18 protein-coding genes are annotated in these 22,703 nt (G+C 67.4%); 4 read left to right on the top strand and 14 right to left on the bottom strand.

The genetic code is table 11. The features are described from left to right. Positions 1 to 4: 4 nt before the first annotated feature. The 4 genes from ACZYW1_RS12335 to gltB all read right to left on the bottom strand — a co-directional run bounded on the left by ACZYW1_RS12335 (position 5) and on the right by gltB (position 7,666). Positions 5 to 427 (bottom strand): hypothetical protein, encoded by a 423-nt coding sequence (locus ACZYW1_RS12335; protein ID WP_463786104.1) that lies wholly within the window; start codon positions 425 to 427, stop codon positions 5 to 7. A gap of 13 nt (positions 428 to 440) precedes the next feature. After that, the gene (locus ACZYW1_RS12330; RefSeq protein WP_463786103.1) at positions 441 to 1,079 is read right to left on the bottom strand and encodes an RDD family protein; all 639 of its coding nucleotides are present in this window, start codon (positions 1,077 to 1,079) and stop codon (positions 441 to 443) included. Between the two features lie 559 nt (positions 1,080 to 1,638). Next, positions 1,639 to 3,090 carry a glutamate synthase subunit beta gene (locus ACZYW1_RS12325; protein ID WP_463786101.1) on the bottom strand — a complete coding sequence of 484 codons (1,452 nt, stop codon included), beginning with the start codon at positions 3,088 to 3,090 and terminating at the stop codon, positions 1,639 to 1,641. Further along, positions 3,083 to 7,666, bottom strand: a complete 4,584-nt coding sequence (gltB, locus tag ACZYW1_RS12320; RefSeq protein WP_463786099.1) for a glutamate synthase large subunit — start codon at positions 7,664 to 7,666, stop codon at positions 3,083 to 3,085. Before gltB ends, ACZYW1_RS12325 begins: the two co-directional genes overlap by 8 nt. Positions 7,667 to 8,328: 662 nt before the next feature. On the opposite strand from gltB, the gene ACZYW1_RS12315 reads away from it, so the two are divergent. After that, the gene (locus ACZYW1_RS12315; protein ID WP_463786098.1) at positions 8,329 to 8,712 is read left to right on the top strand and encodes a nuclear transport factor 2 family protein; all 384 of its coding nucleotides are present in this window, start codon (positions 8,329 to 8,331) and stop codon (positions 8,710 to 8,712) included. Beyond that, positions 8,709 to 9,848 (top strand): MinD/ParA family ATP-binding protein, encoded by a 1,140-nt coding sequence (locus ACZYW1_RS12310; RefSeq protein ID WP_463786096.1) that lies wholly within the window; start codon positions 8,709 to 8,711, stop codon positions 9,846 to 9,848. Before ACZYW1_RS12315 ends, ACZYW1_RS12310 begins: the two co-directional genes overlap by 4 nt. Here ACZYW1_RS12310 and sigI read toward each other — a convergent pair. Further along, entirely contained in the window at positions 9,845 to 10,708 is an 864-nt protein-coding gene (sigI, locus tag ACZYW1_RS12305; protein WP_463786094.1) for an RNA polymerase sigma factor SigI, read from the bottom strand. The genes ACZYW1_RS12310 and sigI overlap by 4 nt on opposite strands. A 104-nt stretch (positions 10,709 to 10,812) precedes the next feature. On the opposite strand from sigI, the gene ACZYW1_RS12300 reads away from it, so the two are divergent. Together ACZYW1_RS12300 and ACZYW1_RS12295 are read left to right on the top strand one after the other, a co-directional pair. After that, on the top strand, positions 10,813 to 11,649 hold the full coding sequence (locus ACZYW1_RS12300; protein WP_463786093.1) for an NAD(P)H-binding protein: 837 nt from the start codon (positions 10,813 to 10,815) through the stop codon (positions 11,647 to 11,649). A gap of 15 nt (positions 11,650 to 11,664) precedes the next feature. Then, positions 11,665 to 12,123 (top strand): nitroreductase/quinone reductase family protein, encoded by a 459-nt coding sequence (locus ACZYW1_RS12295; RefSeq protein ID WP_463786091.1) that lies wholly within the window; start codon positions 11,665 to 11,667, stop codon positions 12,121 to 12,123. Here ACZYW1_RS12295 and eccA read toward each other — a convergent pair. The 9 genes from eccA to ACZYW1_RS12250 all read right to left on the bottom strand — a co-directional run bounded on the left by eccA (position 12,114) and on the right by ACZYW1_RS12250 (position 22,701). Beyond that, entirely contained in the window at positions 12,114 to 13,910 is a 1,797-nt protein-coding gene (gene eccA / locus ACZYW1_RS12290) for a type VII secretion AAA-ATPase EccA (protein ID WP_463787809.1), read from the bottom strand. The two genes, ACZYW1_RS12295 and eccA, sit on opposite strands and share 10 nt — an antisense overlap. Before the next feature lie 115 nt (positions 13,911 to 14,025). Next, positions 14,026 to 15,558, bottom strand: a complete 1,533-nt coding sequence (gene eccE, locus ACZYW1_RS12285) for a type VII secretion protein EccE (protein WP_463786090.1) — start codon at positions 15,556 to 15,558, stop codon at positions 14,026 to 14,028. Further along, positions 15,555 to 17,186, bottom strand: coding sequence for a type VII secretion-associated serine protease mycosin (gene mycP, locus ACZYW1_RS12280; protein ID WP_463786088.1), 1,632 nt, complete (start codon positions 17,184 to 17,186; stop codon positions 15,555 to 15,557). Before mycP ends, eccE begins: the two co-directional genes overlap by 4 nt. Positions 17,187 to 17,197: 11 nt before the next feature. Then, positions 17,198 to 18,679: a type VII secretion integral membrane protein EccD gene (gene eccD / locus ACZYW1_RS12275; RefSeq protein WP_463786086.1), complete on the bottom strand. Its 1,482-nt coding sequence runs from the start codon at positions 18,677 to 18,679 to the stop codon at positions 17,198 to 17,200. Continuing rightward, a complete protein-coding gene (locus ACZYW1_RS12270) occupies positions 18,679 to 19,707 on the bottom strand; it encodes a MinD/ParA family ATP-binding protein (protein WP_463786084.1) in 1,029 nt (342 codons plus the stop codon). Before ACZYW1_RS12270 ends, eccD begins: the two co-directional genes overlap by 1 nt. A gap of 35 nt (positions 19,708 to 19,742) precedes the next feature. Further along, positions 19,743 to 20,579 carry an ESX secretion-associated protein EspG gene (locus tag ACZYW1_RS12265; RefSeq protein WP_463786083.1) on the bottom strand — a complete coding sequence of 279 codons (837 nt, stop codon included), beginning with the start codon at positions 20,577 to 20,579 and terminating at the stop codon, positions 19,743 to 19,745. Between the two features lie 66 nt (positions 20,580 to 20,645). Further along, a complete protein-coding gene (locus ACZYW1_RS12260) occupies positions 20,646 to 20,936 on the bottom strand; it encodes a hypothetical protein (RefSeq protein WP_463786081.1) in 291 nt (96 codons plus the stop codon). Between the two features lie 66 nt (positions 20,937 to 21,002). After that, positions 21,003 to 21,320 (bottom strand): hypothetical protein, encoded by a 318-nt coding sequence (locus ACZYW1_RS12255; protein WP_463786079.1) that lies wholly within the window; start codon positions 21,318 to 21,320, stop codon positions 21,003 to 21,005. Positions 21,321 to 21,486: 166 nt separating this feature from the next. Then, positions 21,487 to 22,701 (bottom strand): PPE domain-containing protein, encoded by a 1,215-nt coding sequence (locus ACZYW1_RS12250; RefSeq protein ID WP_463786076.1) that lies wholly within the window; start codon positions 22,699 to 22,701, stop codon positions 21,487 to 21,489. Positions 22,702 to 22,703: the final 2 nt, after the last annotated feature.

Raw genomic sequence — 22,703 nt, 5'->3', positions numbered from 1 at the left:
CCACTCACCGCGGGCACACCTGATGGACCCATGCATCGAGGGCATCGTTGAACTTCTTGTAGCTCGGGTCGTCGAACTGGGCTCCCCCGGTCTGTACGAAGTGCTCAATCGCGTCCTGCGCTGACTGCGATGGCGAGTATTTCTCCAAGGTGTCGGCGGCGGTGCGGGCATCCTGAGCATTGGACGCGGCCGTCAGATCCAAATTCGCCTGGGTGACCGCGAGACACCCTTCGCCATCCAGTCGTGTGCCACCCGCCTCGTCCGCCGGGGGCGCCGGGGGCGCCGGCGAGGATTCGGTCGACTGAGCCACGGCCGCGGACGTCGTGGCAACCGACGTCGGCGGGCGGACGGTGACTTTCGGGCTCGCGCATCCCGCCAGCACCAGCGCCGCCAGTGCTGCCGCGGCGACGACACGTGTGTTCGGCACGTCTTCGCCGGTTCTAGCTGATCGGCAGGCAGACCGACTTCACCAGCTTGTCGGCGATCGTCTGCCGCTTGGCGTCCCACAGCGGGAACAGGAAGCCGACGTAGCAGATGACCGCGTCGATCGCGTGGGCGAACTGGCGCACGATGGACATGCCGAATCCGAGCGGCTGACCTGTCGCTTCACCGACGACCTTGAATTTCATCACCGACTTGCCGATGCTCGAGCCTGTCGTGCCCTGCTTGTAGCCCAGATTCCAGAACACGAAGACGAGCGCGACCAGCGCAGAAATGACGACCGCGGCGACGCCCAAGTTGGAGTTTCCGGTCGCGCACACGGTTCCGATCTGAAGCTCCGACGTATCGGTGATGCACGCGGTTTCCTGCGTCGCAGCCTCGATGCCGAAGCCGATCCCCAGAATGACGGCGTAGGGCACGTAATCGACGAGGAACGCGAGCACCCGGGTGAGCCACGGTGTGTAGGCCTCGGTGGGCAGGGCCCCGGGCTGGCCGCCCAGGGCTGACGGGTAGCCGCTCGGCGACGGATAACCGCCGGCCGATGGGAAACCGCTCGGCGGTGGCGGATAGTTGGCCGGCGGCGGGGGGTAGCCCTCGGGCGGCGGTGGGTAGTTGCCTGGCTGTGGTGGAACGGTCATGGGGCGCCCTTTCTGCGAGGTCGCGGCCGTGCTGCTGGCTAACCTGCGGCCGCGCGAAAATGCTGGCGCACGCTAACAACGCCCCGTTGGAAATCACTTGGACTTGCCCACGCCGAATCGCCCTCAGCGTTGGAGAGGGGTTGGCGTGATGTCACGCGGCGGATCGCGGTCGGCACCCGGCGCCCGGGCGTCAGATCTTGGGCACCGGGCCGAAAGTCACGACTCGATTACCACCAGCAAACGCCCGCTGTTATCGACGGGCCGTCTGCGAGCTGTCAGAAACCGAAGCGGAGTAATTCGTCGGCCGTCACGAGGCGCTCGTGCTTGGCGGGGAATTCTCGGCTCCGAACCGGGTATCGAAAGAATGACCAGGCAATTCTGCCGACCCGAGAGCGAGTCACTGGGTTCATATACACGCTGCATACTCCTGCGGTCGATTAGCTCAACCAGGCTCCACACCCCGCGGCGCCCATGCCGAACTAGTAGACACCCATTTGCTGGCAAATAGTGTAAGACGCGCCGAAGAATTTATCAAATGTTTCTGATGTGACGAATGTGACTACCGTTGCGGCGCCGCCGTCGGACCGATCGGAGCCGGAAGGGCGGTCTCGCCCATCAGGAACCGGTCCACTCCTGCCGCTGCAGCCCGACCCTCGGCGATCGCCCACACGATCAGCGACTGTCCACGGCCGGAGTCGCCGGCTACGAAAACCCCCGGCACCGATGACTCGAAATTGCTGCCGCGGGCGATGTTGCCGCGCTCGGTGAGGTCGACACCCAGGTCGGTCAGCAGACCCTTCTGCTCCGGGCCGACAAAGCCCATCGCGAGCAGCACCAGATCGGCCTCGAGTTCGAAGTCGCTGCCCTCGGTCTTGACGAACTTGCCGTCCTGCTGGGTCACTTCGTGCACCTTCAGCGCGGCGACGTGGCCGTCGCGGCCGACGAACTCCTCGGTGTTGACCGAGAAGACTCGCTCGCCGCCCTCTTCGTGGGCGGACGACACCCGGAACATCATCGCGTAGGTCGGCCACGGCGTCGATGCCGCACGGGTCTCGGGCGGCCGCGGCATGATCTCGAACTGGTGGATGCTCGCCGCACGTTGCCGGTGGGCGGTGCCCAGGCAGTCGGCGCCGGTGTCACCACCACCGATGATGACGACCTTCTTGCCTTCCGCGGTGATCGGCGGGGTGTCCAACTCGCCGACGGCATACTTGTTGCCCCAGGGCAGATACTCCATGGCCTGATAGATGCCGTCGAGCTCGCGGCCGGGGATCGGCAGGTCGCGCCAGGCGGTCGCCCCGCCGGACAGCACCACCGCGTCGAAGTCTGACTTCAACTCCTCGGCGCTGATGTCGACACCGACGTCGACGCCGGCACGGAACTCGGTTCCCTCGGCCCGCATCTGGTCGAGCCGGCGGTCCAGGTGCCGCTTCTCCATCTTGAATTCGGGGATGCCGTAGCGCAGCAGACCACCGATCTTGTCGGCGCGTTCGAAGACCGTCACCGAGTGACCCGCGCGGGTCAGCTGCTGGGCGGCAGCCAGGCCGGCCGGCCCGGAGCCCACCACGGCGACCTTCTTGCCGGTGAGCTGGTCGGGCGGCAACGGGACCACCCAGCCTTGCTCGAAGGCGTTGTCGATGATCTCGACTTCGATCTGCTTGATCGTGACCGCGTCCTGGTTGATACCCAGCACGCACGACGACTCGCACGGCGCCGGACACAGCCGCCCGGTGAACTCGGGGAAGTTGTTGGTCGCGTGCAGCCGCTCGATGGCGTCCCGCCACCGGTCGGTGCGAACCAGGTCGTTCCATTCCGGGATCAGGTTGCCCAGCGGACAACCGTTGTGGCAGAACGGGATTCCGCAGTCCATGCAACGGGTTGCCTGGGTCTGCAGGTTGGCGTGCGGGAAGTCTTCGTAGACCTCGTTCCAGTCTTTGAGGCGCAGGTCCACCGCCCGGCGCTTGGGCGTCTCGCGGTGGGTGTACTTGAGGAAACCCTTGGGATCAGGCACTGGCGGCCGCCATGATCGCTTTTTCGGGATCGGTGCCGTTGCGCTCGGCCTCGGCGATCGCCTCGAGCACCCGCTTGTAGTCGCGCGGCATCACCTTGGCGAAGCGCTGCTGTTCGGTGTCCCAGTCGGCCAGAATACGTTGGCCGACAGCGGAATCGGTCGCGTCGATGTGGGCCTGCAGCATCCCGTGCAGCCATTCGAGGTCTTCGGAGTCGAGGCTCTCGAGTGCGACCATCTCGGAGTTGAGGTTGGCTTCCAAAGCGTCCTCGGGATCGTAGACGTAGGCGATCCCGCCGGACATGCCCGCCGCGAAGTTACGGCCGGTACTGCCCAGGATCGCCACCTTGCCGCCGGTCATGTATTCGCAACCGTGGTCGCCGACGCCTTCGACCACTGCGTGTGCGCCGGAGTTGCGCACCGCGAACCGCTCGCCGACCGCACCGCGCAGGAAGGCCTGCCCGCTGGTGGCGCCGAACAGGATGACGTTGCCGCCGATGATGTTGTCCTCGGCGACGTAATCCGCCGGCGCATTCTCCGGCGGCCGAACCACCACGCGCCCACCGGACAGCCCCTTGCCGACGTAGTCGTTGGCGTCACCGAAGACCCGCAGCGTGATGCCGTTCGGCAGAAACGCGCCGAAGCTGTTGCCGGCCGACCCGGTGAAGGTGATGTCGATCGTGCCGTCCGGCAAGCCTTGGCCACCATAGGCTTTCGTCACCTCGTGGCCGAGCATGGTGCCGACCGTGCGGTTGACGTTGGCGATGGTGGTGGCGAAGCTCACCGGCTTCTGCGAGTCCAGTGCCTCGCGGCTCATCACGATCAGCTGCTGGTCCAGTGCCTTGTCCAGGCCGTGGTCCTGCTTGGAGCTGTTGTAGAGATCCTGGTTCATGAAGGCCGATTCCGGCTCGTGCAGCACCGGCGAGAGGTCGAGCTTGTGCGCCTTCCAGTGCGCGCGGGCCAGCGTGGTGTCCAGCGAACCGACCTGGCCCACCGCCTCGTTCACGGTGCGGAAGCCGAGCTGCGCCAGGTACTCGCGGACCTCTTCGGCGATGAACAGGAAGAAGTTCTCCACGAATTCGGGCTTGCCGTTGAACCGCTCCCGCAACACCGGGTTCTGGGTGGCCACCCCGACCGGGCAGGTGTCCAGGTGGCACACCCGCATCATCACGCAGCCCGACACCACCAAAGGTGCTGTGGCGAAACCGAATTCCTCGGCGCCGAGCAGTGCCGCGACCATCACGTCGCGGCCGGTCTTGAGCTGGCCGTCCACCTGGACGACGATCCGGTCACGTAATCCGTTGAGCAGCAACGTCTGCTGGGTCTCGGCCAGACCGAGCTCCCACGGCGCCCCGGCGTGCTTCATCGACGTCAACGGGGTCGCGCCGGTGCCACCGTCGTGGCCGGAGATCAGCACCACGTCCGCGTGCGCCTTGGACACTCCGGCGGCGACGGTGCCGACACCGTTCTCCGAGACCAGCTTCACGTGGATGCGGGCCTGCGGGTTGGCGTTCTTGAGGTCGTGGATCAGCTGCGCGAGATCCTCGATGGAGTAGATGTCGTGGTGCGGCGGCGGCGAGATCAAGCCCACGCCCGGGGTGGAGTGCCGCACCTCGGCGATCCACGGGTAGACCTTGCCCGCCGGAAGCTGGCCGCCCTCACCGGGCTTGGCACCCTGAGCCATCTTGATCTGGATGTCGGAGCAGTTGCTCAGGTAGTGCGAGGTGACCCCGAAGCGTGCCGAGGCGACCTGCTTGATCGCGCTGCGGCGCCAGTCGCCGTTGGTTTCGCGGTCGAAGCGGGTGACGCTCTCGCCGCCCTCGCCGGAGTTCGACCGGCCACCGAGCCGGTTCATCGCGATGGCCAGCGTCTCGTGTGCCTCGGCGGAGATCGAGCCGTAGCTCATCGCACCCGTCGAGAAGCGCTTGACGATCTCGCTGGCCGGCTCCACCTCGTCCAGCGGCACCGGTGGGCGCAGCCCCTCACGGAATTGCAGCAGCCCGCGCAGCGACGCCATCCGCTCGCTCTGGTTGTCGACCAGTTGGCTGTATTCCTTGAAGATCTTGTACTGCCCGGTGCGGGTGGCGTGCTGGAGCTTGAACACGGTGTCCGGGTTGAACAGGTGGTACTCGCCTTCGCGGCGCCACTGGTAATCCCCGCCGACCTCGAGTTCGCGATGGGCCCGCTCGTCCGGACGGTTCAAGAAGGCCAGCGAGTGCCGGGTCGCGACGTCGGCGGCGATGTCGGCCAGGTTGATTCCGCCGGTCGGGCAGGTCAACCCGGTGAAGTATTCGCCGAGCACATCCTCGTCGACGCCGACGGCCTGGAACAGCTGGGCGCCGGTGTAGGACGCCAGCGTCGAGATGCCCATCTTGGACATCACTTTCAGCACGCCCTTGCCGGACGCCTTGATGAAGTTGTTCAGCACGGCCTCGCGGTCGAGGTCGCCGAAGTCGCCGCGGTCCAGCATGACCTCGATGGACTCGAAAGCCATGTAGGGGTTGATCGCTGCGGCGCCGAATCCGATCAGCGCCGCCATGTGGTGCACCTCGCGGGCATCGCCGGTCTCGACGACCAGGCCGACCTTGGTGCGGCTGCGTTCCCGGACCAGGTGGTGGTGAACGGCCGAGACGGCCAGCAGCGACGGGATCGGCGCCAGCTTCTCGTCGGACTCCCGGTCGGAGAGAATGATGATCCGCGCCCCGTCGGCGATCGCCGCCGACGTCTGCTGCCGCACATCGTCGAGCGCGGCCTTGAGCCCGGCGCCATTCTCGGCGACCGGGTACAGACAGCGAATCACCTTGGACCGCAAGCCATGCCGGCGACCGTTCACCTCGACGTCGGGATCGAGGTTGATCAGCTTGGCCAGCTCGTGGTTACGCAGCACCGGCTGCGGCAGGATGATCTGGCGACACGAGTCCGCATTCGGGTTGAGCAGGTCACCCTCCGGCCCGACCGTGCCCTGGATGCTGGTGACCACCTCTTCGCGGATGGCGTCCAGCGGCGGGTTGGTCACCTGGGCGAACAACTGCTGGAAGTAGTCGTAGAGCATCCGGGGACGCTGCGAGAGCACCGCGACGGGAGTGTCGGTGCCCATCGAGCCGATCGGCTCGGCGCCGACCCGGGCCATCGGCGCGACCAGCAGGTTGAGCTCTTCGTAGGTATAGCCGAAGACCAACTGCCGCAACACAACCCGGTGCTCGAGCATCCGTTCGTAGTTGCCCTGCGGCAACTCGGCGAGCGGGATCAGGCCCTTGTCGAGCCATTCCTGATAGGGCTGCTCGGCGGCCAGCTCGGCCTTGATCTCCTCGTCGGAGACGATGCGGCCCTCGGTCATGTTGACCAGGAACATCCGGCCCGGCTGCAGCCGCATCCGGCGCACCACCTTGGCCGGGTCGAGGTCCAGCACGCCGGCCTCGGACGCCATCACGACGAGGCCGTCCTCGGTCACCCAGATGCGCGACGGGCGCAGGCCGTTGCGGTCCAGCACCGCGCCGACGACGGTGCCGTCGGTGAACGTCATCGACGCCGGTCCGTCCCACGGCTCCATCAGCGACGCGTGGTACTCGTAGAACGCCCGACGAGCGGGGTCCATCGAGGGGTGCCGCTCCCACGCCTCCGGGATCATCATCAGCACGGCGTGCGGCAGGCTGCGGCCGCCCAGGTGCAGCAGCTCCAACGCCTCGTCGAAGCGCGCGGTGTCCGAGGCGCCCGGAGTGCAGATCGGGAACAACTTGTCGACGTCGTCGCGGGATCCGAAGACGTCGGTGTCGATCAACGCCTCGCGGGCCCGCATCCAGTTCTCGTTGCCAGTGACGGTGTTGATCTCGCCGTTGTGCGCGATGCGCCGGAACGGGTGCGCCAGCGGCCACGACGGGAAGGTGTTGGTGGAGAACCGCGAGTGCACGATGCCGAGCGCGCTGGTCAGCCGCTGGTCCTGTAGGTCGAGGTAGAACGCCTTGAGCTGCGGGGTGGTCAGCATGCCCTTGTAGACGAACGTCTGGCCGGAAAGGCTTGGGAAGTAGACGGTTTCGCGGCCGGGACCATCCTGGCCCGGGCCCTTGGTGCCCAGCTCGTGCTCGGCCCGCTTGCGGATGACGTAGGCGCGGCGCTCCAGCGCCATCCCCTCGGCGCCGGCGATGAAGATCTGCCGGAAGGTGGGCATCGCGTCGCGGGCCAGCGCGCCCAGCGAGGAATCGTCGGTGGGCACGTTGCGCCACCCCAGCACCTGCAGACCCTCGGCCTCGACGATCTTCTCCACCGATGCGCACGCAGCGCTGGCGTCTTTGGCCGATTGCGGCAGGAACGCGATGCCGGTGGCGTAGCTACCCGCCTCGGGCAGGTCGAAGTCGACGACGTGGCGGAAGAAGTCGTCCGGCACCTGGATCAGGATGCCGGCGCCGTCGCCACTGTGCGGTTCGGCACCCTGGGCGCCGCGGTGCTCCAGGTTGACCAGCGCCGTGATGGCCTTGTCGACGATGTCGCGGGTGCGGCGACCGTGCATGTCGACGACCATGGCCACCCCGCACGAGTCATGCTCGAATGCGGGGTTGTAGAGCCCGACGCGGTTGGGCGCCATTCCCACCTGCTCCTTCACCGATTTCCGCCGCAGCATTGACGACGCTTTCCGTTGGGGGCCGCGCCCTGATGGCTGCGGGCTGAACCCCCGTGGCTCGTCGATGTGCTGCTCGCCGGATACGACGATTCCGGTTGGGGAGTATCCGTACGGCGCTGAACGGGGCCCGATTACCGGTTTTCGACAAGTCGTAAAACGATATGACAAAACCCGCCTGACATGCCAACTTGGACCATCTTAACCCGTGGATCCCCGGTGCCGCTTCGTTGTGACGGCCTGCACACCGCCGCGGTCCCGGCCGTGCTGCGCCACAAGGCATTTGGGCGCCCGGCCACGACCGGCACCCGACGGATGCGGTGTGGACCGCGCGAACTGTCGGGCGACATTGTTTGCTGTAGTGACAGGCGCCGGACCGCCGCGACTGGTCTTCGGCCGACGGAGCGGGTCGGGATCGGCGGCGCAGCTCGCCAAAAGGCGAGGCAGCGGGGGTTTGACGGCTGATCGGACAGCACCGCGGAGGTCCCCGACGCTCCCGTCGGGTCCTGCGGCGCAGGAGTCGGCAAAGTTGCCGAAATTTTTTCCGACGACGACGGGCTTGGCCTCGTTGACCTGCGCAATCGCCGATCGCAGCGCTGCGCCGTCGCGGACCGCCCTACGATGAATCCATGAGCTTGGCCGAACACGACGTCCGCAGGCTCATCGACACCTACATGCGAGCGTGGACCACCCAGGATCCCGACCTGATCCTGACGGTGTTCACGCCCACCGCCACCTATCACGAACGGGTGCTACACGAGCCCATCCGCGATCACGCGGGCATTCGTGAGTACTGGCAGACCAAGGTCGTCGAAGCACAGGCCAACATCCAGGCCGAGCTGCTCAACCTGTATCTGGACGGCACGACAGCCATCGCGGAGTGGGAAGCCCGCTTCGACGACGTCGTCCAGGGTCACCGCAAGCGGATGCGCGAAGTCGCCATCCTCGAACTGGCCGGCGACCGGGTGGCCAGCCTGCGGGAGTACTGGACCTCCGAGCGTGTGAGCTCATGACCGAATCGGACGACTTCCTGCGGGACCGGCAACGATCCGCGCCGCCGCATCAACCGGCCGGCCCGCCGCCGCGTCCCGCGGCGCCTCAGCAGCAGCCGCAACCGCAGCAACAGCGGCCCGCTCCCCCGCCACCTGGTGCTCCTCCTACACCGGGCCCGCCGCGGCCGGGCCCGCCCGGGCCTTCGGACCGCACGTCGTGGAGTGACATCGACTTCGCGCCCCGCAAGCGGACCGCCGCGCCCGGCCCGGCTTACGGCTGGCGCCGCGCCGTGTTCAAGGCGACGTTCGGGTTGGTGAACCCGGGACCGTCAGCCGCCGAGAAGCAGGACGCCGCGTACGAGGCCGCCATCGGGTCGGCGCTGCGCGGCAACTACAAGGTCGGGGTACTGGGCAAAGGCGGGGTCGGTAAGACCACCGTCGCGGCGAGCGTCGGCTCCATCTTCGCCGAACTGCGCCGCCAGGACCGCGTGGTCGCGATCGACGCCGACACCGCCTTCGGCCGGCTCGGCAGCCGGATCGACCCGCGTTCCAACGGCTCGTACTGGGAGATCGCGTCGGATCAGAACCTTCGCTCGTTCGCCGACGTGAGCAGCCGGGTCGGCAGCAACTCGGCGGGTCTCTACGTGCTTGCCGGCGAGCCGACCGCAGGGCCGCGGCGGGTGCTGGACCCGGCACTGTACCGGGAGGCCACCTCGCGGCTCGACCGTCACTTCACGATCGCGATCATCGACTGCGGATCCACGATGGATGCTCCGGTGACCCAGGAGGCGCTGAACGACCTCGACGCGCTGATCGTGGTGTCGTCGCCGTGGGCGGACGGCGCCGGCGCCGCGGCACAGACCATGGAATGGCTGGCGGCGCACGGTCGGACCAGTCTGCTGCGACGGACTGTGGTGGTGCTCAACGACTCCGACGGCCATTCGGACAAGCGGCACCGATCGGCGCTGGCGCACCAGTTCGTCGAGCGCGGTCAGAAGGTGGTCGAAGTGCCCTTCGATCCGCACCTGCGGCCCGGCGGCGTCATCGACGTCCGCAGCGAGCTGGCCCGCAAGACCCGGCGCACGTTTCTGGAGATCTCCGCAGCGGTCGCCGGCTATTTCGCCACTCGGCAGGAGCCCCCGCGCGAGTCACGCTAGCCGCGTGCCGGCGGGTCGGCGGTGGCTTCGATCTTGGTCACCAGGTGGTCGCCGATGGTCAGCACGATGACGGCGAAAAGCCGTCGCTCCGCAAAGGCCAACAGCACAGGCTGACCGGCCGGGCCGCTGACCACCGTCACACCCGGGCCCAGATACCGCAGCAGGTTGACCGCGACATCGTGGGGACCGCGGTTGATCTGGGGGGGCGGCATGGGCTCGACGAGGACTGTGCCGACGCCCCACACAGTCGGATCCAGCACCTCGATTAGCGCCGTCAGATCGCCGTTCGCACACGCGGTGATGAACCTCTCGGTGACCTGCTGATGTTCAGCGGTCGACACCTCGACCAGCTTCGGTTGCGCAAGGGCGATTTTCGTCCGCGCCCGCCGAGCGAGCTGCCGGCAGGTGCCGACTGGCCGGCCGACGGTCTCCGCGATCGAGTCGAAAGGCACCCCGAACACGTCGTGCAAGACGAACGAGACCCGCTCGCCCGGACTCAGTCTGCGCAGGACCTGCAGCAGCGCAATGCGCACCTCGTCGTCGAGGGTGACCCGGTCCGCCGGATTCAGTCGTCCGAGCTGGTTGAGAGTGACCGCCTCTGCGCCGATGTCGTCGGGTCGCTCGTAGCGGGCGCGCGCTGAGCGCACCTGATCCAGGCACAACCGGCCCGCCACCACAGTCAGCCAGGCGCGGACATCGTCGATCGCGCTGACGTCGGTTCCTGAAAGCCGCAGAAAAGCCTCCTGCGCAACGTCTTCGGCGTCGCCAACGTCACCGAGCATCTGGAAGGCCAGGTTCACCAGATAGGGACGATGATGCAGCCAGACTTCGGCGATCTGTGACGAAGCGGAGTTGGTCATGTATTCACGACGATCTCGGTCGGCGAAAAGTTACGAGGTGCAGCTGTAACTTTCCCACTTCGCGGCCCGTCCTTGATGGAAAGAACCCTGACAGGAAGGCCACCATGACCATCGTTGTGACCGGCGCGACCGGCAACGTCGGACGCCCACTGGTGTCGCTGCTCGTCGCCGAGGGCGCACAGGTACGCGCTATCACCCGTATACCGGAGACCGCAGGGTTTCCGGACGGCGTAGAGACGCTGCGTTCGGCCGTCGACGCGCTGCCCGGGGCATCGGCCGTGTTTCTGAACTCCCGGGCGCTTGGCGACGGTCTCGCCGACCTGGTGGCCGCAGCACGGCGCAGCGGAGTCACCAGGTTGGTGGCGTTGTCCGCGATCAACGTCGACGACGACGTCACGCGACAGCCGTCACGCGTTCGCGGCGACCGGAACAAAGAAGTCGAACAACTCTCCATCGACTCCGGCATGGAGTGGGTGAGCCTGCGGCCGTCAGTGTTCGCAATGAACTTCGCCGGCATGTGGTCGGCACAGATCAGGGCGGGCGATATTGTCGGTGGCCCGTATCCAGACGCCTCCAGCGCGCCGATTGCCGAGGACGACATCGCCGCTGTCGCGGCCCGCGCTCTGCTGACCGATGAGTTCGTCGGACAGCGGATTCCGCTCACCGGGCCACAGGCATTCACCAACGCCGAACTGGTCGGCGTCATCGGTGACGTCCTGGGCCGACGGCTGCGTTACACCGAAGCCCCGCTTGATGCCGTGCGAGAGCGCTTCATCAGCATCGGGCTGGGTGCCGAATTCGCTGACGCGTACCTGCTGATGCTCGCCGACGCGGTTGACAAGCCGGCTCTGGTCACTTTCGACGTCGAGAAGATCGCTGCCCGACCGGCGACGCCCTTCGCGCAATGGGTTGCCGACCACCGTCATCTCTTCACCAATTAGCCAAGGAGACAACGCATGTCCGACCCTCGTCCGCCGCGGTACCTCAAACCAATGAACAAGCTGATGATGGCCGTCCAGAAGCTCGGCATACCGACCGGGCCCGCCATGGTGCTCACGGTGCCCGGTCGCAAGTCAGGTAAGCCGCGGAGCACGCCGATGACACCGTTTAGCCGCGACGGCTATCTTTACGTGGTCGCCGGGTATCCCGATGCGGACTGGGCCGCCAACGCCCGCGCCTCCGGCACCGGCATCCTCAGTAGGGGTCGGCGATCGTGCGCCGTCAGAATCGTGGAACTGACTGCGGCACAGTCGCGTCCGATACTTCGGGTCTATCCGCGCGAGGTGCCGGTCGGGGTCAGTTTCGCGAAGCGGTCCGGCATGGTGGTCGACGGGACACCCGACGAGTTCGAGGCGTTGGCCGGCCGCATCGCGGTGTTTCGGTTCGACCCGATTCCGTCGCGTGCTCAAAGGTGAACGGGCACGTGCTTTTCCGCGCACGCATCGGTGACCGCCGCCACGACGTCCTGGGTGCGTAACGTCTCGAGGTCTTCGACCGTCACCGACCCTCGGTCGGAGCGGTTCTGGGCGGCCACCCGGGAATCGCGGAGCCGCTCGGCCCGCTCGACGACGTTTCGGGCGAAGCGTCCGTTCTGCATGACGTCGATCCCGTGTGTGCCGTCCGGTGCCAGGTAGGCCCGTAATGTCTTGCACGCCATGTTCAATGCCTCGCGAGCGGCCGGCTCGATGACCGTCGCGCGGGGCTCTCCGTAGCGCACCGCGATCTCGACCAGCTCGTCGGGGGCATACGACGCGAACCGCAGCTTGCGGTTGAACCGGCCCGCCAAACCGGGGTTGACGGTGAGGAACTCGTCGACTTCCTTCTCGTAACCCGCGCCGATGAAGCAGAAGTCGAAGCGGTGCACCTCGAGGGCGACCAGCAACTGGTTGACGGCCTCCATGCCGATCATGTCCGGCCGGCCGTCGTGGTGACGCTCCACCAGGCTGTAGAACTCGTCCATGAACAAGATCCGACCGAGCGAACGGGCAATCAGCTCATTGGTTTTCGGTCCGGACGCACCGATGTGCTCACCGCAGAAGTCGGCGCGTTTCACCTCGACGATCTCAGGATGGCGCACGATGCCCAGCCCGGCGTAGATCTTGCCCAGCGCCTCCGCGGTCGTGGTCTTACCGGTACCGGGCGGCCCCACCAGCAGCATGTGGTTGGTCTGGTTGTTCACCGGCAGTCCGGCCGCCAACCGCAGTGCCCGGACCTCGATCTGGTCTTCCAGTTCGGCCACGGCCTGTTTGACTTCGCTGAGCCCCACCTGGTTGTTGAGCAGCGCCCGACCCTCGGTGAGCAGCTCCTCGCGACGCCCCTCGGTCTCCTCCGCCCGGCGGTCCGACGCGGACTGCTCGGTGCTGACGTCCCACTTGTTGCTGCGGGTGTTGATCGTCTCCTCATCGGTGACCACCAATTGCAGCTGCTGGTCGCCGAGCGCCTCCTTGGCCGGCGCGATGAGCGCGCCGTTGATCGTCGCCTTGGACAGCCAGATCTGGGCCTTGTCCTCTTCGTCGAGCTGGCGGTGTGCCATCCCCCGGACGTACGCGAGATCGGCTGCGATCAATGGGAATTCGTTGGGGTCGATCGCCGTCACCGCGGTGTCGGTCAACTGGTGGCGGCGCGCCTCGGACGAACCGCCGGCGCGCATGTCGACCCGGTCGGCCCAGTCCAGCGCGACCCGGGCCTGTCCCAGATGCGCGGCCGCGTGGGCGGCGAGCGCATTCGTGGCAGCGGTCACCGCGGACATGATGATCGCCTGCGGCGGCAGCACGGTCGCCGCCACCGAGATCACGTCCGGCCAGCGTTGGGTGGCGAACATCAGGTAGGCCCGCACGTACTGCTGCCACTGGTGGTTCTCCCAGGTGTCCAGCAGAGCCGAATCCTTCAGCAGCGCTTCGGCTTTCTCGTATTGGCCGTCGTCGATCAACGCGCTCGACAGAGCCAGGCCCGCATGCGAGGACTCCGTCACCGAGATGGCCAGATACGGTCCGGCCTTGATCGACGCCGACAGCCGGACTCCGAGCCGGTTGGTCTCGCGGTGCAACCGGGCGCCGTAGGCGTACAGCTGCTGCAGGGATGCCAGTTCGTCGTCGCCCGCGGCGATCCGTCCCAGCCAGGCATCGGCCATCGACGGGTCGATCTCGGTGGCCTCCCGGAACCGTCCCAGAGCGGCCTGCTGGTCGTGGTCGAAGAGGTCCATCGCCTGGTCGAACCGCTTGCGGGCGGCTGCCGTGGTGGTCGCACTGGTCACGCGCCGCTCCTCCTGCCTCTCCAGATCCGCACTGCTCCGTCTGTCCCCGCCGGGGAAGCCGCCCTCACTCCACCGGTTCGAGCTCGGATGTCCTCAGACTCGTCGGCTCCGACGAGATGTAGCGATTCTCGGCGCGGAACAGCTCGACTTCAACCGTATGCAGTTGACCGGCGGCCGTCACATCCACGGTCGCCGGACCGATCTGCGTGATCAGCACGTCGGCCGAGCCCCGGTACGGCGTGCCCGGCTCACCGATCGAGATCAGGGTGTTCGGGCGCGGCGCCGGGGTGACCGTGCCGTCGACCACGCTGACCGTGGTGCCGGCCATCGGCCGGACCTGGGGGCCGACTGCGATGTCCGGCATCCGGACGCTTGCCCATCGCTGTTGGTCACGGGTGTGCACGGTGATCCGCTCGCCGGCGCCGGCCAGGCGCACCACGATCCGTTTGGCCAGCGCGTCCTGCGCGGCGATGTGCACGCGGCTGAACTCCCCCGGATCGTCCAGCGGCAGCGTCAACCGGTTACCGGCGTCGACCTTGCCCAGCAGCACACCCGACGGCCCGATCGGGATGACCAGCGGCGTCGTCAGGACACCACGGCGCAGGCCGTGCAGCGTGGGCATCGGCCCGCACATGTTGGCCGCGATCGCCCGGGCCTGCTCCCCCGGCAGCGTCTTGAGGTTCACACTCGGCGGGGCGGTCGGTGGCTGCGCTGTGCGGACGGTGACGGTGGCGGTGAGGCTGCCATCGCCGAAGACCGTGATGTTCTGGATGATTCCGTCCGCCCGCAGGGACCACGCGTGCTCCAGGCTCTCGGCGCTGATCTCGTCGGGGTGATACCAGTACGACGTCAGCCAGCCGCCTTCACCGCGCGCGGTGCGCCAGCGCTGGTGATGTGCGTTCAGCGCCGAGGAGCCCAGCCGCCGTTCCAGCTCGACGATGTCGGTCGCGGTGGCCACCTTTGCGCGAATACCGTGCTGGCGCAGTGCCGCCGCGATGCGCTGGGCCGCGGCCAGTGTCGCCGTGCCCGCCGAGGTACGCCATTGCAGCGCACTGGCATTCGGCATCGACAGGATCCGGACAACCAGCCAGGTCTCGCGCTGCCCGGCGTACGGCGGCGTGCCGATCAAGGTGTCGTAGACGCGCGGGTAGTCACCGCTGCTGCGGCGCCGGGCGCCGACGCTCACCACGCTCAGCGAGTCGATCGACAGGCCGAGACTCTGGTGCAGCAGCGGCAACAATTCGGCGACGTCGACGGTGTTGTCGCTGTAGGTCGCCGTCGAACCGGTGAACAGCGTGGGCCGGTGCGCCTTGCCCAGCAGCTGCACGGCCACCACTGCGACGCCGTCCTGGTAGCGGACACCGCCACCGGCTCGGTCGTTGGCGACGGTGATGGGCTCGCTGAACGTGATCGCCCGTTTGCGCTGACGCCACAACAACAGCCACGACCAGGCCGGCTGCCGCCACCAGCGCACTACCCCGGCCGCGATGCCGAGCACCAAACCCACTGCGGCGCCGGGATATCCGCCCACCGCCCAGCCGACGAGGCCGAGGGTGAGGATGCTGACGACGATCGTCAGCCGGATCCCGGCCGTCATCGCTCTCGCCGAGCCCGCGCGACGAGCGATGCGATCAGCACCGCGGCGGCCACCAGACCGGCGAACACCATCGCCACGGTCCGGGCGCGGTGATCGGGCGGCGGCGGTGGCGCGGCCGGAACGATCACCCGGCTCTGCGCACCGGGCGCGAGGCGGTCCCCGGGCGGCACGTTGAACGTCAGCGCCGCCACCGGATCGACGACGCCGTAACCGACCTGGTTGTCCACGCCGCGCGGCGGGTTGTGCGACGTCTGCAAGATCCGGTTGATGATTTGATGCGCGGTCAGGGCCGGATACTTGGCCCGGACCAGCGCGGCCACCCCGCTGACATAGGCCGCCGAGAAGCTGGTGCCCCAGAACGGCAGATTCTTCTCACCGGCGCGCAGCGGCGGGTAGGCGTTGACCGGTCCGCCGGTCTGCGGGGACAGCCCCATGATCCCGACCCCGGGTGCGGCCGCGGCCACCCACGGCCCGGACAGGCTCTTGCTGACCGGGGCGCCGGTGTTGTCGACGGCCCCGACCGACAACACGTAGTCGGAGAACCACGACGGCGACGACACGGTCTTGACCTGGTGCCAGTCCCGTGGGTCGGCCGTGTCGAGCGGGTCGAATCCGGGGTTCTGCGCGCACTCGTCTTCGCCCTCGTTGCCGGCGGCCGCGACGATCACAGCATCTTTCACGGTCGCCGCGTACCAGACGGCCGCCCCGATTGCGCTCTGGTCCAACGGGTCTGCCGCCGATACGCAGGCGGTGACGCTGATGTTGATCACCTTGGCGCCCATGTTGGCGGCGTGCACGATTGCGCTGCCCAACGTGGCGATGCTGCCCGCCTTCTTGCGGGCTTCCATGTCGCCACCGGGGTGCTCCAACTCGTAGGCCCGTGACGACTGACGGATGGAGATGATGCGCGCGTGCGGCGCCACGCCGGCGACCCCGTCGGGTGCGCCCGGCGGAAGCCCCGGGACCTCGGGATCGTCCGGCGCGCCGGGAGTCGGGTCGCCCGGCCCGTTCGACGGTTCGTCACCGGGCGGCGGCGGTGGCGGCGGCGCGGCAGGCTTGGTCTCGGTGATCGTCACCGGCGACGGCGGAGCGGGCGGCGCGATCGGTGGCGGCGGTCCGCCCGGCGGCAGTGGTGCGGCGATCGCGGGCGGTGGGCCGGCCGGCGGCGGGAAGGCCGGCACGGACGGCATCGCGGCGGGCATCGGAATACCTTGCGGCGCAGCAGCAATCAGCGATGCGACGACGGTTCCGTGCGAGTCGCAGTCCAGCAGCCCGTCACCGCTCATGATGTAGTCGCCGCCGGGAACGACCGGGAGCCGCGGAGTCGGGTTGACGCCGGTGTCGATGACCGCGACGGGCACGCCGTTTCCGGTCGAGTACTGCCACGCCTTCGCGACGTTGAGCAGCGTGAAGCCGGGTGCCGTGACAGCGACGTTCGGCTCGGCGACGGTGATGGTGCGCGCGCATATGTTGCTTTGGCGCATCGGCGCTTCCGGCCCCGGCTTGCCATCCGCGGGAACCCGGGCCGGGTCGACCACGGGCGGCGTGATCGCCTGGGCCGCAGGAAGAGTGGCCGGCACACCGACCAGCAGACCGGTCAGCGTGAGGGCAGAGATCCGCCGCGTCATCGACCCGTGCCTCATCGCATGCGCACCCAGTTGAACAGGCCGCCGATCCACGCGGCCAGCGGCAGCGCGGCGATGATCGCCGCGATCTCCAGCCATTCGGCGATCATCCGGACCAGCGGGGTGAAGCGGGTGATCGGCACCAGCAGCGCCGCCACCAGGCCGGCGGCGCCGAAGCCGGCCAGGATCAACCCGCCCCACAACACCGAGTCGGCCGATGCCGCCGGTGCGTGCCAGGCGTACTTGATCACGCCGACGCACGTCGCGGCGGCCGCCCCGCACACCAACGCGACGGCCTGTCGCTTGTCGGCGAACGCCCGGCCACGGCTGATGAAGATCAGGACGAACAACCCCACCAACACCACCGCGTATCCACTCCGGTGCTGCCCCGGGATCAGCGTGGCCCACACCGCGGCCGGCAGCGCGATACTCGCGCCCACACAGATTCCGGTGAGCACGTTGTTGGCGCGTACCGCCGCCGCCGCGATCTGGGTGCCCCGGGGCGTGGTGTCCGGGCTCAGCTCTTCCTCGGCCGTCTCCTCGACGGGTGACACCGCGTCGACCGGAAGGCCCGCGCTGCGACGGAAGAGGTCACGGCCGGTGACCGACCCGAAGTACGGCGGCCGGATGCGTGCCGACCAGAGTGCGATCGTCGGCGCCATGGTCAGCAGGAACAGCAGCACGACCAGCGTGCACATGCCCAGCCATTGCGCGGGAACCGGTCGCCACATCCTGGCGGAGGCGATCACCCCGCCGAGCGCGCACAGCGTCACCGCGGTCGCCGCGACGTTGACGTGGCGGCCGGTGAAGACCGCGACCGCGCAGGTGAGCATCGCCGCGGCCAGCGCCGAGATGAACACGTGCGCCGCTCCGACCGGGCCGGGCGCTCCGGCGCCCAGGCTCACGGCCAGCAACGGGACAGCCAGCCAGGCGAACCCGCCGACCAGGTCGGTCCGCTGCGGCCACCAGCGGGCCACGGTCGCGGCTCCGCCGACGGTCAGCAGGCCGAGCACCCCGGTGACAGCGCTGGGCACCATCGAGTCGCCGGCGACTCGGTCGCGCAGCGCCAGCGCCAGTACCGCGGCGGAGATCATGGCCAGGATGGCCAGCGAGGTATGCGCGGCCGTCGACGCGGTGACCGGATCGAACAGCTTCTTGCCGACCCGCGCCAACCCGGTGGACAACGACTCGTACTGCGGCTCGAAAGAATCGCCTTCGACCGCCGGCGCCAGCACCAGCGTTGCGCCGTCCTCGACGCCGAGCTCATCCAGAGTTTTCGTGACGTCGAGTCGTACGCCGTTGGCTTTGTGCAGTTCGTAGCCGATACCGGATTCCAGCCCGGCCAGGCCGCGGCGCTTCAGTTCGTCGTTGAGCAATTCGACGATGTTGTCGACGAAGACTTCGACCGGCACCGAGGCCGGGTACACCTGTGAGACCAGGTGTTCGCCACATACCACCGCAACTGCGCACCGCGCCGGGAATGCGACCTTCGCCATTACCGTGGCCTGTCGGCGTCCGGAACGTATTTGTCCGCCAACGCCGCAGTGATCTCAAATAGTCGGAGTCGAGTTTTCTTTTCCAATTCATGCCGGGTGTCGATGATTCCGCCTTTGGCCAAATGCGGATCGAATGGCATGAATTCAACGGTCGCGCCGGATTGACCGAATCGCTCGGTGAGGTAAGCACGCGCGTCGGCGTCGTATTTGTCACGGCTGTCATTCAGGATCACCATGCTGCGGGACACCAATTCGTGGTAGCCCATCGATCGCAACAAGTCGATCGCGCGGGTCACCGGCAGCGAGGTGTCCGCGGTCAGACCCGAGACGAACACCAACGTGTCGCAGGCGTCGAACACGGCCTTCATCACCGGGTGCTCGAGGTCGTCGGAGGTATCGACGACGATCACGTTGTGGGTGCGGCGCAGGCGTGACAGCACACCCGCGAACATCGACGGAACCAGCGGACGGGGCTGGTCCGAAGCACGGTTACCGGCCAGCACGTCGAGGCCTAAGCTGTTCTGCCCCAGGTGTTCCCGGATGTCGGCGTAGCCCTGGACGTCGGTGTCGTTCAAGACGGCCGAGTAGTCCCCCGGAGGGGATTCGTCGATGCGACCGGCCAGTGTGCCGAATCCCGGCGCCGCGTCGATGGCGACCACGTTCTCCGGCCGGCATTCGCGGAACACCGCGCCGATGCACGCCGTCAACGTGGTCTTGCCGACACCACCCTTACCGGAGACGACGCCGACCACGTACTGCTTGCGGATGTGGCGGCGGATGCGCCCCTGTAGCTCGCGGTAATGACGCTCGGCCGGTGACTCTCCGAGATTAATGGTCTGGAAAGACGCGGAATATATGAATTTGCGCCAGCCCGAACCGGGCGGAATTTTACGCGCTCGGACCATATCCGATATACGCAATGTTTCCGAAACGGAGTCGGGATGTTGGGAACGCGAACCGGCCGATGATCTCGGCGTTTGCCGGCCTTGTTCGGGTGAATTAGGTGCCGCGTTCCACGGATTTGTCACGATGCCGATGCTAACACGCGTGCGGAACCCATCACTTACACAACCTTTCGGTATGAATGCCATTCATCATTCGCGGGTAGCCGGCGCATCATCCGGTTTACCGCGGTGGTGATGTTGCTCGTTGTGCCCGGCGCGAGGATCATCCACTTCTTGCCACCGGACGGCTCGTGCTCGGCGACGATCCGCCCCTCGGGGGTGTCGATGATCGTGACGGCGCTCGGCTCGACGTGAGTCCGGGTAGGCCCGGCGAGCGCCATTCCGGACTGCAGCGCGACGATCCCCGCTTGGGCCGAGCGGCTGAAATCCGCGGCCATCTTGAGAATCTGGAGCTGATCGGTGTCGAGCCGCTGATTCGACAGGAACGCATCCAGCGCTTCCCGGCTGGTCGCTTTCTGCTGCAGCGCGTCGACGTCCAGGGTGACGGGTCGGAACGGCGCCGGCCCGTTGATCCCACAGAGACGCTCTATCTGGGCGCGGATCACCGCATTCGCCGAACCCTCGGCGGTGGACGTCCCCGCGCCGGAAATACGGATCAGATCCTCGGACCGCTCCATCACCACCCACCACTCGGCGAAGCGTGCCAGCAGCGCGCGGGTGAGTGCGTCGCCGTTCGTCGGTGTGCGGACGCTGATCAGCAGCGCGACGTCCCGCCGCGACAGCACGGTGAGCCATTCGACGACATTGTGGTCGACGGTGCCGTCGTCGTCGATCACGCCGGCGGCGCGTAACTCCGCGGCCACCGGGTCGGCCAACGCCGCTTCCCGCGTTTCCGCGCTCGGACGGATGGCGCGCAGCCCCAACTCCGGGGCGAGCGTTTCGATCCCGGTGAGAATTTGCAATACCCACAGGCCGTCGACAGTGGTTGTCAACACAAGAAATCCCTACTGAAAGCAGCTGGGGCGCAAGCTTTCGCGTGCGCCCCAGCCTGGCTGCTCGAATTATCCGCCCGCGAGTGACGCGTCGAGCATGACGGCGTCGTTGGTGATCGAGTCCAGCACGTGACCATGGACGCCGACGGTCTCAGCGAGGTGCAGCAGCGGCTGCTCGATCTGCCGCATGCTCTCCTGGTAGGACTCGTGAAAGGTGCCATGCATGGCGTCGGCCAGCAGGGCGTTGATGTTGACCAGATCGCTCTGAGCCTCCGACAACGCGGCCGAGGCGCTCGCCAAAGCCGAGGTGCCGTGCGCGATTACGTCGGGCCGGTACGTGATGACTGATGGATCGTTCATTGTTGTCTCCTATTCGAACAAGAATGCGGCTGAGGTGATTCTCCGGCGAAGGGCCGGCGGCCCCGACTAAGTCGACTGGATGGCAGCGACCTTGTTCTTGGCGTCCTGGTCGTGCTGAACGAATTGGTTCACCGCGATACCGAGCTTGTGCGCCAATTCTTGGCAGCCGGTGATGACCCGCGTGAGATCGGTGTTGATCTCGACGGCCTTCTGTCCCGAAATGACGGCCGCGTCACCGGAGTGCCCGCCGCTCATGATCATCTCCTCGACGGCGGTCTTTCCCTGAGTTGCGGCAATGGTCGCGTGCTCCATCAAGGACTCGATCTTCTGTTTGACTTGCGCGGCCAGCTCCGGCGGAATTCTCGGCCCGGATGTAGTGGTCATTCGCCTCTCCTTTGGTCTCGCCCACCCCAACCTGGGGCGGGGCTTGGGCAAAAGTCTAAGCTCTTTTCGGGATGTGTCACTTCAGCTTTTTGCGCCCGTAAAAGACGCGCAATTCTCCCATCTGTCGCAGATGTACCAATAGCTGACAGCTGTTACACGGCACGTTTCAGAGATCCGTTCGCTGATCGTCCCGATGCTCGGAATTCACCACAATGCGCGCGTGGGTGACGTCGTCCTTCTTCTCTCCTGACGCCCCCTCGCCGCGTCCCAGCATTCCGGCCGGCGACATCGGCATCGGCGAGCCGCCGGCACGCGCCGTCGGACCACGCAACTCCGAGGCGTTGAGAACCCCGGCGCGACCGGTCGGCCGCCCGGCGGTCTCCGGCTCGAAGGTGCTGGCCGGCGACGTGAAACTGGTCAAGCTGGCAGCGCTCGAGCTCAGGCCGCCCATTCCCGCACCGCCGGCACCCAGGCCGCCCGCCGCGGCACCGCCGCCGCCCAACGGCGCACCCAGCGCGGCCAGGCTTGCGGCATCGCCGGCACCCGCGCCCGCGTTGGCTCCGGTGAACATCCCCATCAGGCTTTGGATGGGGCTCATCCCGCTCTGCATCATTTGCATCGGCGCCTGCAGCGCCTGAGTGAACGGCTGCATGACGCCGGAGATCATTCCCTGGCCTTGCCCGAGCACCGAGGAGATCTGACTGCCGGCCTCCGCCGGCGCCTGCCCGGCCGTGCTGGCCAGCTGCGTGCCCTCGGTCGACGCCTGGGCCGCGTTGCTACCGGCCGTCTGGCCGGCCTGGGCCGCCAGGCTGGCCGCCGCACCTAAGCCAGCCGGAGCCGAACTGCCGACGAGTGCCGGCGGCGGGACTGCCGCGGCGGCCGCGATAGCCCCCAAGGTGGTGGCGTAGAGCAAGCCGACACTGGAATTCTGTGGCCAGAAGTCACCGAAGTACTGCAAGTCTTCGCACGCAATGCCGGGAAAGTTCTGGCCGAACCAGTTTGTCGCGCACAGCACACCCCAGAGATCACGATTTGCGGTGCACGCCACCGAAGGAATGACCGACGGGGCCGCCATTGTGTAGGCGTCGACGGCCGATTGCGCCAGCAAGACGTGCTTGGCGCAGTGGCCGGCGAGCGGCTCGAGCCCGGCCATGTTGAGCGTGGTCCCGTGCACCACATTGGCGGCACCGGCCATGCCGGTCCACACGTCGCTGGTGCCGGTGATGTTGGCGGCCGACGCCGCCATGCCCATCTGATGGCTCGCTGCCTCGGTCGCCATCACGGCGGCGTAGGCGACGATAGATTCGGGGCCGGGGCCGGCCTCGAAGATCGCGGCCACGATCTCGGGCGGCGCCGCGACCCACCTGGGGTCGATAGGCATGC

The sequence above is a fragment of the Mycobacterium sp. IDUB_36 genome (assembly GCF_055419225.1).
The sequence above is the reverse complement of the archived record's forward strand: the minus strand, read 5'-3'. Positions and strand labels throughout refer to the sequence as shown.